Below are 13,383 nucleotides of genomic sequence, written 5' to 3' on the forward strand. Positions count from 1 at the left end.
TGCAGACTGGGGAGATGACGGCGACGGACCAGCGGCTCGACCGCCGGCAGGACCTGTTCCACACCTGGGCTCCCTACGGGCTGCTCGCCGTCTCCGCCGTTCTCGCGCTCGTCTCCAGCGAACTCGTGGGGACCCCCGCCGAGTGGTACACGGCCGGAGCGCTGTTCATCACCGCGGTGCTGCTCCAGCTCTGGCACGGGCCACGCCACGGCCGCCGTACCCCCTCGGGCCGCAGCGCCGTCTTCTACGGCCTGCGCTGGGCGACGGCCTTCGGCCTCACCGTGATCAACCCGTTCTTCGCGTTCTACGCGGCGACCGGCTACTTCGACACCGACGAACTGATCCCCGGCCGCCGCCGGCAGTGGCTCGGATTCCTCGCCAGCGCGCTCGTGATCGCGAGTGCGCAGGCCGGCGGGCTGCCGTTCCACAGCCCGATCCAGTGGCCGCTGTTCGGTGTGATGCTGGTGGTGAACACCACCCTGCTGGCGTCGGCCACCCACTTCGCCCGGCAGGAGGAGCAACGCTCCCGCGACCGCGCCGAGACCATCGCGGCGCTGCGGCAGGCGCTCGACGAGAACGCCGCCCTTCACTCCCAACTCCTCGTCCAGGCACGGGAAGCGGGGGTCGCCGACGAACGCCGTCGGCTCGCGGCCGAGATCCACGACACCATCGCCCAGGGGCTGACCGGCATCATCGCCCAGCTCCAGGTCGTCGCGAACGCCCCCGATCCGTCCGTCGCGCGCACCCATCTCGCCCGCGCCTCCGACCTGGCCCGGCACAGCCTCGGCGAGGCCCGCCGCTCCGTGCACAACCTCGCGCCCGTGGCGCTGGAGAACGCCGGACTGCCGGACGCGCTGAAGAAGACGGTCGCCGAGTGGGGCGAACGGACGGGCACGCGGGCCGAGTTCACCGTCACCGGCCGGGCGGAGCAGCTGCACGAGGAGGTCGCGGCCACCCTGCTGAGGATCGTCCAGGAGGCCCTGTCGAACGCCGCCCGCCATGCGCGGGCCACCCGCGTCGGGGTGACCCTCAGCTTCCTGGGCGACGAGGTCATCCTCGACATCCGCGACGACGGCCGGGGCTTCGACCCCCTCGCCGTCCCCGCCCGCACCAGCGCGGGCGGCTTCGGCCTGGACGGTATGCGCGCCCGCGCCGAACGCATCGCCGGCTCCCTCACCGTGGAGTCCGAACCGGGTCACGGCACGGCACTGTCGGCTCGCGTACCGTTGGTCCGCCATGACCCGTGACATCTCGCTGCTGATCGTCGACGACCATCCCGTCGTACGGGACGGTCTGCGCGGCATGTTCGAGAACGCCCCCGGATTCACCGTCCTCGGCGAGGCGTCGAACGGCGTCGAGGCCCTCGCGCGGGCAGCCGCGCTCGACCCCGACGTGATCCTGATGGACCTGCGCATGCCCGGCGGCGGGGGCGTCGACGCCATCCGGGAACTGACCCGCCGGGGCGCCCGCGCGAAAGTACTCGTCCTCACGACGTACGACACCGACTCGGACACCCTGCCCGCGATCGAGGCGGGCGCCACGGGCTATCTGCTCAAGGACGCCCCGCGTGACGAGCTGTTCACGGCCGTCCGCGCGGCGGCGGACGGCCGTACGGTGCTGTCCCCGGCCGTCGCCTCCAGGCTGGTCTCGGCCGTCAGATCTCCCGGGGCTCGCGGCAACGAGCCGCTCTCCGCGCGCGAGCGCGAGGTGCTGGCCCTGGTTGCCAGGGGCACGTCCAACCGTGAGATCGCCCGGGAGCTGTTCATCAGCGAGGCGACCGTGAAGACCCATCTCACGCACCTGTACGCCAAGTTGGGCGTCAAGGACCGGGCGGCGGCGGTGGCGACGGCGTACGAGCGGGGAATCCTCGGCTAGTTCGGGTACGGCAGCAGCGTGGCGGCGGTCTTCTCCCAGGACGCCTTCAGCTCGGCGAGCAACTCCGGCTCATCCGGGGCCAGATCGGCCTGTTCGCGGGAGTCCGCGGCCAGGTTGTACAGGTGGTCGGTCTTGGCGGCGTCCTGGTAGTACTTCCAGTCCCCGCGCCGCAGCGCCCGGTTGGCCCGCACCCGCCAGAACAGGTCCCGCTCGGGCAGCTCCTCGTCCTTGAGCAGGTATCCGGCCAGGCTCGTGCCGTCCAGCGGGTACGCCGGGTCGGGGCGGGCGCCGCCGATCTCCAGCAGGGTCGCCGTCCAGTCGGGCGAGAAGTTCGGTTCGTGGCTGACCTGGTGGCCGTCGATGCGGGCGGGCCAGCGCACGATCGTCGGGACGCGGATGCCGCCTTCGAGCAGCACGAACTTCTCGCCGCTGAGCGGCCAGTTGTAGGAGTAGCGCTCACCGCCGTTGTCGCTGGCGAAGAGGACGAGGGTGTTCTCCTCCTGCCCGGAGCGGCGCAGCGCGGCCAGCACCTCGCCGACGGCCGCGTCCAGGCTCTCCACCATCTCCTTGTACTTCTCGACCGAGCCGCCGTCGTAGTGGTTGAGCGCGGCGACGACCTCGGCCTGCGACTTGGCGGCGCGGATCTTCGCCTCGATCTCGGCGCCCATCTCCTCGTCGCCCTCGGCGAGCCACGGCCAGTGCGGGGTGGTGAAGTTGAGGTTGAGCAGCCAGGGCCTGTCGTGGTCCCGGCCGACGTACTCGACGGCCCGCTCGGTCAGGACCTCGGTGTAGTAGCGCAGGTCCTTGTAGGTGGCGTCGCCCTCGTACAGGTCGTAGTCGCCGAGCTGGCCGAGCTTGGAGAAGTACTCCAGCACGCCGCCGTGGTTGCCGAAGAACTCGTCCCAGCCGGACTTGGTGGGGCTGTAGTCCGGCAGCCAGCCGCAGTGCCACTTGCCGATCAGGGCGGTGGCGTAACCGGCCTTCCTCAGCAGGGAGGCGAGGGTGGGGTGGTTCGGGTCGAGGCCCTGCGTCCGGTTGCCGATCGGCTCGGCGAGACCGCCCGGGGTGCGTCCCGGATAGCGGCCCGTGTAGAGGCTGAACCGGGTCGGGGAGCAGGTGGCGGACCCCGAGTACGCGTCGGTGAACCGCACCCCCTGCCGGGCCAGCCGGTCCAGGTGCGGTGTGCTGATGTGCGGGGCGCCGTAGGAGGAGAGGTCGGCCCAGCCGAGGTCGTCACCGAGGATGACCAGGATGTTGGGGCGCCTGCCGGAGGAGGCGGCGTGGCGGGCCTTGAAGGGGCGCTCAACGGCGTCGGCGGCGGTGGTCGTACCGGCGACAGCGGTCACGGCACCGCCACCGACGAGACCACCGAAGGCACGGCGGGATATCTCGGGCATGGACCTCAGTGGATCAACGCGGCGCGTCTCATGGCCAGGGATGCGGCGGGGAGTTCATGGACCTGAAACGTTGCCCGGGTCTACCGGTTCTGGGCGAGGTCCGGCTGGGCGGAGAAGGCGGCGCGCAGGAGGTTGTTGCGCTTCTTGTTGATCCGGGAGGTCCACTGGAGCGATATGGCGCAGCATCCGGTCAGCACGGCCGCGATGAGGAGCGGGACCTGCCAGCTGCCCATCAGCTCCTTCCCGGTGTCGATCGCGACCCACAGGAGGGACGACAGGAGAACTGTTCCGACGACGATGCCCAGCTGATCCACGACTTCGTCCCCGCCACGGTCCTCCCAGGCATGTCTGCGCGAGCCGAACACCACTGTCGCAGCGGCGATGAGGAAGAGAAGGAACACCACCTTGGCCAAATCCGACGGGCCCCAGGAACCGAGCCCGAACGGGTGCCAACCGAACATCTGCGACACGATGCGCGTGCCGCCGGTTCCCGCGACGAGGAGAGTCAGCAGACCTCCCGCGGCCCAGGCCATGGCCTTCAGGGCACGGGGCGGATCCGGCTGCTCCTGGATCTGACACCACTGAGTCCGCAGATCCTGCGCGCTGTGCCGCAACCGCGTGTCGAACCGGTGCGCCGGGTCACCGAACCGGATCCTGACGAGCTCCACCTGCACGGCCCAGGGCAGGGCCCGCAGCACAGCCTGCTGCGTCGGTGGCACACCATGGATCCTCAGCAGCACGTCGCGCAGCGGTTCCAGGGCCTGCCGGCCACGACCCGACGGCGCCGCCGGACTCTTGAAGGCGAAGTCGCACAGACGTCGGCGATCGAGCAGCGGGCCCCTGGCGGAGACGTGCGACGGCAGCTCCAGCGTCTCCCAGGCCAGGTTGACCCCGCTGTCCACCTCCTGCCAGGTGGCGTCCCCGCTGGGCAGCCTCGCCCAGCGAAACCGAGCACAGGCGAACAGGGGTATCCCGATATGCGGGTGGACTGTCGTGACGCCCCCCGCCGGTTCCATGTCGGAGGCCAGATCGGAAGCCGGATGCCCGTCCAGCCGCCCGCAGTCCATCAGCCACGCCACCCGCGCCGCCACCACCCGCAGCGTGCCGGTGTACGGCAGCCCGCTCCAGATCCACCCGTACTGCTGGTCGCGCGGCAGATCCGGTGGCGCGGTCCACTCGCTCAGCGCGTCCCGCACGTCCGGGCTGCTCATCAGCGCGGCCAGGTTCCACGCCGCGGCCCGCGCGACGGGGAACACCACGGGGTGCCCGCTCCACAGCAGCCCCGCCAGCTGTACCGCCGCCGTCGGTGTCCCCACCGCCCGCAGCGAGCGCACCGCCCACATCTCGCCCAGCTCGGCCCGCCGCGCCAGCGACGACACCGCCACGTCCCCCATCGCCTGGAGCGCCGTACGCGCCTCGTCGTCCTGCTGTCCGGCCAGGGCCCGCGCCGCCTCCTGGCGCCCCGACACGGTCAGGGCCCGCAGCGCCGCCGTCCGCCGTGCCGAGGCGGGACCCTGTGCCGTCCCGACCAGGGCCGCCAGAACCCGCCGCCCGCGCGGGCTGTTGCTGGCCGCGAGGGTGCCGAGCCCCTTGGCGATGTGATCGTGCTGGTCGCCGGGGGCGCCGAGCCCGTCAAGGAAGAACGTCAGGATCTCCTCGGCCAGCTCCTCCTCGATGTGCACGGCGTCGGCCAGGCACTGAAGGGCGAGCACCTTGCGCCACATGTCGGCGTCCTCGAAGACCTCGCGCACCACCCGGGTGCACGAACCGCGGGTGACCGCGCACCACATGCGCACGGTCTCCCGCCACGGCTTCGGGTCCCGCCGGTAGTGATGCATCAACGTGTGCTCGTCGGCGCGCAGTTCACAGGCGGCCAGGTACTCCAGGAGCGTGAGGTGGGTGAACTGGTAGTGACGGCCGCGGTCGATGTCCTTGATCAGCTCGCTGCGGCCGACGATCTCCCGCAGCATTCCCTGGAGATGAGGACTGCGGTCCAGGTCGAAGCCGGGCAGCAACTCCTCGACGACCGACTCGAACTGCTCGCGGGTGATCTCCTGCTGGTCGCCGCGCGCCGACGACTCGCTGAGCTGCCGGAGCGCGAGCCGCTGGAGCACCAGCGTCTTGCGGCCCGCGTGGTAGGTGCCGATCGCCTCGCTGCGGTTCAGCAGCCGGTCCCGGTCCAGCAGATGGGCCACCGCCATGTCGTAGAAGCGGGCCCGGGAGTTGGGCAGCGGGCCGACGCTCTCGGGCCGGTCGCCGGACTGGAGGTAGGCGATCAGGGTGAGCATCAGCGGGCTGCGCGCCAGCACCATCAGCTCCGGGTCGTCCTGGAGCGCCTGGAAGATCCGGGCCGCCGTGACCTGGTCGGCGAGGTGGGGCCACTTGGCCAGGAAGCGCAGGATGGAGGCGTCGTCGAACTCGGCGACACGGATCTCCTGGTCGAACACGCCCTGGAGCTGCTGGTCGTAGGCGGCCGTCCGGCACGAGACGACCATGTCGCAGTCGGGGTGCCGGACGGCGAAGTCGTGCAGCTCCCGGACCACCCGCTCGAACTCCTCGGAACCGACCTCGTCCAGCCCGTCGAAGAAGACCCGCAGCCCACCGGAGTCCAGGCGCCGCTCCACCATCTCCGCGGCGGTGGCGATGCCCGCCTGCTGGAACTTCTCGGTGATGAGCTCCTCGAAGGGGTCCTTGCGGCGGTTGCTCGCGTGCAGTTCGACGATCACCGGTACGACCTTGTCGTCCCCGCCGTCCGCCCACTCCAGCATCTCGTGCTTGAGCAGCAGGGTCTTGCCCGCCCCCGGCTCCCCGAGCAGCACGGTGCGGCGGTGGCCGCGCAGCAGTCCCGCGGCGTCGCAGCGACCGCCGCCCCGCTCGCACTGCAACGGCACGTACACGTCCCGCAGACCGGGCGGACGGCCCCCGTCGCCGTCCCGGTCGGCGGGCGAGAGACCGATCCGTACGTTGGCGCACTCGACCCGGACCTGATCGCGGTAGCGCTTCAGCCGACGGCCGCCGACCGGGCGCAGCCGCCGGTACAGCCGGCGTACGGCGTGCGGAGTCGCCTGCGCGGCCCAGGTGGCCAGAGTGGTGAAGTACGGGCGTGCCACGAACAGCACCACCGCCACGACGGTGACACCGGCCGCGGAACCCAGAAGAGTCTGGATCTGTCCGCTCACGGAGCGAGGCTACCGGCTGGGCCGCACCCCATGAACGGCTTTGCGCACGACGGCAGTTGAGACCTCACCGCCTACCCCGCCACCCTCAGCAGCAGCACCGCCCGGGCCGGCACCGTGATCGCCGTCCCCGCCCGATGCACCACCTGCGGCTCCTCCGCCTGGGACTCCCGGGCCGTGTCGACCACCACCTCGTAGCGTTCCGCCCACGGAGGCGCCGGCAGGGCGAAGCTCGTCGGGCGGTCCCCGGCGTGCAGGACGGCGAGGAAGCTGTCGTCGACGATCGGGGCACCCCGTTCGTCGCGGCCCGGGATGTCACGGCCGGACAGATACATGCCGAGGGTGGCCGCCGGCGCGTACCAGTCCCGTTCCGTCATCTCCGTGCCCCGCGCGGTGAACCAGGCCAGGTCCCGCAGCCCGTCCGCGGAGTGCGCCCGTCCGGAGAAGAAGGCCCGGCGGCGCAGGACCGGATGCCGGTGCCGTAGCGCGATGAGCCTCGACGTCAGGTCGAACAGGGCCTTCCAGCCCGGCTGTTCCAGCAGCTCCCAGTCCAGCCAGCTGATCTCGTTGTCCTGGCAGTACGCGTTGTTGTTGCCGCGCTGGGTGCGCCCCAGCTCGTCGCCGGCGACCAGCATCGGCACGCCCGTCGACAGCAGCAGGGTGGTCAGCAGGTTCCTCAACTGCCGTCGCCTGAGCCCCCGTACCCGCTCGTCGTCGGTCTCGCCCTCCGTCCCGCAGTTCCACGACCGGTTGTCGTCCGAACCGTCCCGGTTGCCCTCGCCGTTCGCCTCGTTGTGCTTGCGCTCGTACGACACCATGTCCCGCAGGGTGAAACCGTCGTGCGCGGTCACGAAGTTGACCGAGGCGTACGGCCGCCGGCCGCCCCAGGCGTAGAGGTCGCTGGACCCCGACAGGCGGTAGCCGAGATCCCGTACGTCCGGCAGCGCGCCCCGCCAGAAGTCCCGCACGGCGTTGCGGTACCGGTCGTTCCACTCCGTCCACAGCGGCGGGAAGGCCCCCACCTGGTAGCCGCCCGACCCCACGTCCCACGGCTCCGCGATCAGCTTCACCCGCCGCAGCACCGGATCCTGGGCGATCACCGCCAGGAACGGCGACAGCATGTCGACGTCGTGCATCGAGCGGGCCAGCGCGGCGGCCAGGTCGAAGCGGAAGCCGTCGACGCCCATCTCCGTGACCCAGTAGCGGAGCGAGTCCGTGATGAGCCTCAGCACATGCGGCTGCACCACATGCAGCGTGTTGCCGCAGCCCGTGTAGTCGGCGTACTTCCGCGCGTCCGACTGCAACCGGTAGTAGCCCCGGTTGTCGATGCCCTTCAGCGACAGCGTCGGGCCCAACTCGCCCGCCTCCGCCGTGTGGTTGTAGACCACGTCGAGGATGACCTCGATCCCGGCCGCGTGCAGCGCGCGCACCATGCGCTTGAACTCGCCGACCTGCTGCCCGGTCGTACCGGAGGCGGCGTAGCCGGCGTGCGGGGCGAAGTAGCCGATGGAGTTGTAGCCCCAGTAGTTCCTCAGGCCCCGCCGCAACAGGTGGTCCTCGTGGGCGAACTGGTGGACGGGGAGCAGCTCCACCGCCGTGACGCCCAGCTTCACCAGGTGTTCCACGGCCGCCGGATGCGCCAGCCCGGCGTAGGTCCCGCGCAGTTCCTCGGGTATCCCCGGGTGCAGCTTCGTGAAGCCGCGCACGTGCAGCTCGTAGATGACGGAGTCCGCCCACGGTGTCTTCGGCCGGCGGTCGTCCTCCCACTCGTCGTCGGGCGCGTCGTCGTGGACGACGACCCCCTTGGGGACGTACGGCGCCGAGTCCCGGTCGTCGCGGACGGTGTCGGCGACCTGCTGCTGCGGCCAGTCGCGGACATGGCCGTACACCTCGGGCGGCAGACCGAAGTCGCCGTCCACCGCGCGCGCGTACGGGTCCAGGAGCAGCTTCGCCGGGTTCCAGCGGCCGCCGGTCCACGGGTCCCAGCGGCCGTGCACCCGATAGCCGTATCGCTGCCCGGGCATCACGCCCGGCACGAACCCGTGCCAGATCTCGTGCGTCAGCTCGGTCAGCCGCGCCCGCGTCTCCTTGCCCCGCTCGTCGAAGAGACACAGCTCGACCCCTTCGGCCCCGCCCGCCCACAGCGCGAAGTTGGTGCCCGCGACACCGTCGGGGCCCACCCGGAACCGGGACCCGAGCGGCGTCGGCGCGCCCGGCCACACGGGGACCGGCGGCGCGGCAGGTCGTACGCCATTGACGACGGCAGCCGGCAGCTGCTCCTCGGCCACCGCCTTCTGCTCGGCTGCGCTGGACACCTGAGGCCTCCCACGGCTCATGGAACGACGTCAAAAAGGGCGCACGGCATCCCGGCCGCGGCTCCCCGTCGCGTCGTCCTCCCCACTGTTCTGCCCAGAGCCGGGCTCGCACTCACGTTTCCCCAGGGCGTGCCCGATCGTTGGGCCCCGCGTGAGGCACGTACAAGGGCGCGCTCGGCGCGCAGGGGCCGCACTGGCCGCCGTACTGACATGGGCCGGGCTGCTGTCCGGCTGCACTTCCGGAGCCACGGGAGGGATCGATCTCGGCGGGCTGGGCAAGCCTCCCGCACCCGAGGACGTCATCCGCGTCCTGCCCGACGACGGCAGCAAGGGAGTCCGGCAGGACAGCAGATTCCGCGTCCGCGTGCCCAGCGGGCGGCTGGAGTCGGTGAAGGTCGTCAAGTCGCAGGACGCGCAGGACACCCCGGTGCCCGGGCACGTCTCCGACGACGGCCTGCGCTGGGAACCCGACGAGGCGCGGCTGGCGCTCGCCGCGAAGTACACCGTCGACGTGGTGGCCCTGGACGGCCACGGGCGCCGCTCCGCCCGGCACACCACCTTCACCACGTACGTTCCCGACGAGCGCTTCATCGGATACGTCAGCCCGGAGAACCGCTCCACGGTCGGCACCGGAATGATCGTCTCCCTGGAGTTCAACCGGGAGATCGAGAACCGGTCCGCCGTCGAACGCGCCGTCCACGTCACGTCCAAGCCGCCCGTCGAGATCCGCCCGCACTGGTTCGGCAAGGGCCGCCTCGACTTCCGCCCCGAGCGCTACTGGAGGCCCGGCACCCAGGTCACCGTCGCGCTCAGGCTGCGGGACGTGGAAGGGGCGCCCGGGGTCTACGGGTTGCAGTACAAGACGTTCTCCTTCACCGTCGGCCGCAGCCAGGTCTCCCTGGTCGACGCCGCCAGGCACACCATGCAGGTGAGGCGCGACGGCGAGCTGCTCGCGACCGTGCCGATCACCGCCGGTGCCCCGAGGACGACCACGTACAACGGCAAGATGGTCGTCTCCGAGATGCTAGAAGTGACCCGTATGAACAGCCGCACGGTCGGCTTCGGCGGCGAGTACGACATCCCGGACGTCCCGCACGCCATGCGCCTGACCGACTCGGGCACCTTCCTGCACGGCAACTACTGGGCGCCGGACGCCCCCGGCAAGGTCAATGTCAGCCACGGCTGTGTGGGCCTGAGGGATGTGAAGGGGGGCGGTTCGGACACCCCGGCGGGCTGGTTCTTCGACCGCAGCCTCATCGGGGACGTCGTGGAGGTCGTCCACAGCAATGACAAAAAGGTCGCTCCTGACAACGGACTCGGAGGGTGGAATATGGGCTGGAAGGAGTGGAAGGCGGGCAGCGCGGTGAAGTAACCAGGTGGGGGCGGGGTCGGGCCCCGGTCGGGCGGGCGCAGTTGGGACCGAACGGTGACAATCGCCCCCGCCGACGGGTCTGATCTTGCGGTTAATATCGCCGGACGCGCGGGACGCGCAGGGGTTGCGGGCCTGGGACCGGGCCCGGCGAGGGGAGAAAAGATCTTGAACGTGCGACCGATATCGGGGGCGTCGGTTGACGCACGCGGGCGTGGCCGCAGGCGGATGGCGGCGCTTGTGCTGGGGGTCGTGCTGACCGCCGTCACCGCGTGCGGGGGAGGCGGCGGGGGCTCGGACGCCAAGCCGGGGGCCGGAGAGAGCAAGAACGCCGGGGATTCCGCTTCCGCGCAGAGCAAGCAGTCGGTGGCCGTCGTGTCCATCGCCCCCAAGGACGGCGCCAAGTCCGTCGAGACCAGCGGGGCCCTCAAGATCGGCGCCGACAAGGGCAAGCTGACCACGGTCGAGGTCAAGGACTCCAAGGGCGAGAAGATCGACGGCGCGATATCCGCCGACGGCGCCTCCTGGACGCCGTCCAGCCATCTGGCCGCCGCCACCAAGTACACGGTGCACGCGGTCGCCAAGGACTCCGAGGGCCGTGAGGCCGCCGAGGACTCCAGCTTCACCACGCTGACGCCGAAGAACACCTTCATCGGCACCTTCACGCCCGAGGACGGCTCCAAGGTCGGCGTCGGAATGCCCTTCTCCATCCGCTTCACCCGGGGCATCACCAAGCCCGAGGACGTCGAGAAGGCCATCACGATCAAGACCGAGCCGGCCGTCGAGGTCGCGGGTCACTGGTTCGGCAACGACCGGCTGGACTTCCGCCCCGAGGACTACTGGAAGGCCGGCACCAAGGTCACCGTCGAGCTGAACCTGGACGGCGTCGAGGGCCGCAGCGGCGTCTACGGCAAGCAGTCCAAGACCGTGTCCTTCACCGTCGGCCGCAGCCAGGTCTCCATCGTGGACGCCAAGAAGCACACGATGAAGGTCATGCGGGACGGCAAGCTCTACAAGACCATCCCGGTCACGACCGGCAAGCCCGGCTACGCCACGTGGAACGGCCAGATGGTCATCAGCGAGAAGTTCACGGTGACCCGGATGAACGGCGACACCGTCGGCTACGACGGCGAGTACGACATCAAGGACGTCCCGCACGCCATGCGGCTGACCAACTCCGGCACCTTCGTGCACGGCAACTACTGGGGCGGCGGCGCCTTCGGCAACTACAACGCCAGCCACGGCTGCATCGGTCTGCGCGATGTCCGCGGCGGCTACGACAGTTCGGTGCCGGCCGCGTGGTTCTTCAACAACTCCATGGTCGGTGACGTGGTGACCGTGAAGAACTCCACCGACCCGACGGTCGACCCGGCCAACGGCCTCAACGGCTGGAACCTGTCCTGGGCGGAGTGGAAGAAGTAGCGGTTCGTACGACGACGGCGGCCCCGGTGTGAGACATCGCACCGGGGCCGTTGTCGTTAGTCGCCGTTAACCTTCCCTCATGACCGTGACTCTCGAAGTGGCCGACGGAGTCGGCACGATTCGCCTCGACCGCCCGCCCATGAACGCGCTGGACATCGCCGTCCAGGACCGGCTCAAGGAGCTCGCCGAGGAGGCCGCGCGGCGCGAGGACGTGCGGGCCGTGGTGCTCTACGGCGGGGAGAAGGTGTTCGCGGCGGGCGCGGACATCAAGGAGATGCAGGCCATGGACCACACGGCGATGGTCCTGCGCGCCCGCGCCCTCCAGGACTCCTTCACGGCGGTGGCCCGCATCCCCAAGCCGGTCGTCGCGGCCGTCACCGGCTACGCCCTGGGCGGCGGTTGCGAACTGGCGCTGTGCGCGGACTTCCGTATCGTCGCCGACAACGCCAAGCTGGGCCAGCCCGAGATCCTGCTCGGCCTGATCCCGGGCGCCGGCGGCACCCAGCGTCTCGCCCGGCTCATCGGCCCGTCCAAGGCGAAGGACCTCATCTTCACCGGCCGGATGGTCAAGGCCGACGAGGCCGAGAGGCTGGGCCTGGCGGACCGGGTCGTCCCGGCCGCCGACGTGTACACCGAGGCGCACGCCTGGGCGGCGCGGCTCGCACAGGGCCCGGCGATCGCGCTGCGCGCCGCGAAGGAGTCCATCGACACCGGACTGGAGACCGACATCGACACCGGACTGGCCGTCGAACGGAACTGGTTCGCGGGCCTGTTCGCCACCGCGGACCGCGAGACGGGTATGCGCAGCTTCGTCGAGGAAGGCCCTGGCAAGGCCAAGTTCCTGTGAGGAAACTCCTGAGGAAAGTCGCCTGAACCACTTGCTGTTGACGGGATGTCTGATCCGGGTCCCTCGATGGGGCGGTTTTATGGGAGCCTTAAGGCAACCTTAAGTCTGCCTTGTCGAGGGAGTCCTGGATTGCCCCCAGTCGAGCCTTCTCCGCAGGTCAGAGGGGCTTCAGCAAGCCCTGAAATGCCTTTGGCATATGCCGATCGGAACCGGCGGAATGGTGGATTCCGGGGGGCGTATTCCGTAGAGACGGCCCCGGAGGGCGTCCGGTGCGGCCATGATGGGGGCATGGCGGGGCTGGACGGTATCGAACAGCCGCGGGGACACGGCCGTGCGACCGCGGCGCGGTGGTCGCCCACGGTCGAGGACGAACACGCGCTCAAGGCGCTGGAGTTGTTCGGCAACCCGACGGAGGCGGAGGTTCCGCTGCCCTCGCGTCCCGAGTCCGCGGCGGCCGCGCGGCGGCTGACCCAGGTCGTGGTCCTGCGCCAGTGGGGGCTCACCCCGAAGATGACCGAGGACGCGGTCTTACTCGTCTCCGAGCTCGTGGGCAACGCGGTGCGTCATACGGGGGCCCGGGTCTTCGGGCTCCGGATGCGGCGTCGCCGTGGGTGGATCCGGGTCGAGGTGCGTGATCCCTCGCGTGGGTTGCCCTGTCTGATGCCGGTGCAGGAGATGGACATCAGCGGGCGGGGACTCTTCCTGGTGGACAAGCTGTCCGACCGGTGGGGAGTCGATCTGCTGCCCCGAGGGAAGACCACATGGTTCGAGATGAGGGTCGCGGACCGCTGATCCGGTAGGGCCGTCGAACGGCTCAATCGCGAGTTTTCTCCCTCAATCCCCCTTAAATGGGGCGGGTGACCACGACCGATCGTCGGACCGTGCTGCGTGCCAGCGCCGGGCTCGTCCTCGCCACCGGGTGTGCCACCAGTGGTGCCGTCGCCCACCCCGCCCACTCCCGCGCACCGGCCGAGCCGCCACC

The 13,383-nt window shown here is 70.5% G+C and carries 9 protein-coding genes; 6 read left to right on the forward strand and 3 right to left on the reverse strand.

The window, feature by feature from the left end; all coding sequences use genetic code 11:
* Window positions 1-14: 14 nt before the first annotated feature.
* Together HLK59_RS19710 and HLK59_RS19715 are read left to right on the forward strand one after the other, a co-directional pair.
* Window positions 15-1,247 (forward strand): sensor histidine kinase, encoded by a 1,233-nt coding sequence (locus HLK59_RS19710; RefSeq protein WP_171142786.1) that lies wholly within the window; start codon window positions 15-17, stop codon window positions 1,245-1,247.
* Entirely contained in the window at window positions 1,237-1,875 is a 639-nt protein-coding gene (locus tag HLK59_RS19715) for a response regulator transcription factor (protein ID WP_171142787.1), read from the forward strand. Before HLK59_RS19710 ends, HLK59_RS19715 begins: the two co-directional genes overlap by 11 nt.
* Here the strand turns inward: HLK59_RS19715 and HLK59_RS19720 are convergent.
* The 3 genes from HLK59_RS19720 to glgX form a co-directional block, all read right to left on the reverse strand.
* Window positions 1,872-3,272, reverse strand: a complete 1,401-nt coding sequence (locus HLK59_RS19720) for a sulfatase-like hydrolase/transferase (protein WP_171142788.1) — start codon at window positions 3,270-3,272, stop codon at window positions 1,872-1,874. The two genes, HLK59_RS19715 and HLK59_RS19720, sit on opposite strands and share 4 nt — an antisense overlap.
* Window positions 3,273-3,352: 80 nt before the next feature.
* The gene (locus tag HLK59_RS19725; protein WP_171142789.1) at window positions 3,353-6,451 is read right to left on the reverse strand and encodes an NACHT domain-containing protein; all 3,099 of its coding nucleotides are present in this window, start codon (window positions 6,449-6,451) and stop codon (window positions 3,353-3,355) included.
* Window positions 6,452-6,522: 71 nt separating this feature from the next.
* Window positions 6,523-8,763, reverse strand: a complete 2,241-nt coding sequence (gene glgX, locus HLK59_RS19730; RefSeq protein WP_171142790.1) for a glycogen debranching protein GlgX — start codon at window positions 8,761-8,763, stop codon at window positions 6,523-6,525.
* Window positions 8,764-8,914: 151 nt separating this feature from the next.
* Between glgX and HLK59_RS19735 the strand changes: the two genes are divergently transcribed.
* The 4 genes from HLK59_RS19735 to HLK59_RS19750 all read left to right on the forward strand — a co-directional run bounded on the left by HLK59_RS19735 (window position 8,915) and on the right by HLK59_RS19750 (window position 13,193).
* Window positions 8,915-10,135 (forward strand): Ig-like domain-containing protein, encoded by a 1,221-nt coding sequence (locus HLK59_RS19735; RefSeq protein ID WP_346779770.1) that lies wholly within the window; start codon window positions 8,915-8,917, stop codon window positions 10,133-10,135.
* Between the two features lie 225 nt (window positions 10,136-10,360).
* A complete protein-coding gene (locus tag HLK59_RS19740; protein ID WP_171142792.1) occupies window positions 10,361-11,554 on the forward strand; it encodes an Ig-like domain-containing protein in 1,194 nt (397 codons plus the stop codon).
* Window positions 11,555-11,633: 79 nt separating this feature from the next.
* Window positions 11,634-12,401 (forward strand): enoyl-CoA hydratase-related protein, encoded by a 768-nt coding sequence (locus HLK59_RS19745; RefSeq protein WP_171142793.1) that lies wholly within the window; start codon window positions 11,634-11,636, stop codon window positions 12,399-12,401.
* Between the two features lie 288 nt (window positions 12,402-12,689).
* Window positions 12,690-13,193, forward strand: a complete 504-nt coding sequence (locus tag HLK59_RS19750) for an ATP-binding protein (protein ID WP_171142794.1) — start codon at window positions 12,690-12,692, stop codon at window positions 13,191-13,193.
* Window positions 13,194-13,383: the final 190 nt, after the last annotated feature.

Origin of the sequence: Streptomyces sp. S3(2020) (assembly GCF_013044505.1) — a bacterium.
Classification (GTDB): domain Bacteria; phylum Actinomycetota; class Actinomycetes; order Streptomycetales; family Streptomycetaceae; genus Streptomyces.

What these genes read in the sequence shown, in the direction of transcription:
- HLK59_RS19710 (WP_171142786.1), top strand. Translation starts at nt 15, where the DNA reads ATGACGGCGACGGACCAGCGGCTCGACCGCCGGCAGGACCTGTTCCAC.
- HLK59_RS19715 (WP_171142787.1), top strand. Translation starts at nt 1,237, where the DNA reads ATGACCCGTGACATCTCGCTGCTGATCGTCGACGACCATCCCGTCGTA.
- HLK59_RS19720 (WP_171142788.1), bottom strand. Translation starts at nt 3,272, where the DNA reads ATGCCCGAGATATCCCGCCGTGCCTTCGGTGGTCTCGTCGGTGGCGGT.
- HLK59_RS19740 (WP_171142792.1), top strand. Translation starts at nt 10,361, where the DNA reads ATGGCGGCGCTTGTGCTGGGGGTCGTGCTGACCGCCGTCACCGCGTGC.
- HLK59_RS19745 (WP_171142793.1), top strand. Translation starts at nt 11,634, where the DNA reads ATGACCGTGACTCTCGAAGTGGCCGACGGAGTCGGCACGATTCGCCTC.
- HLK59_RS19750 (WP_171142794.1), top strand. Translation starts at nt 12,690, where the DNA reads ATGGCGGGGCTGGACGGTATCGAACAGCCGCGGGGACACGGCCGTGCG.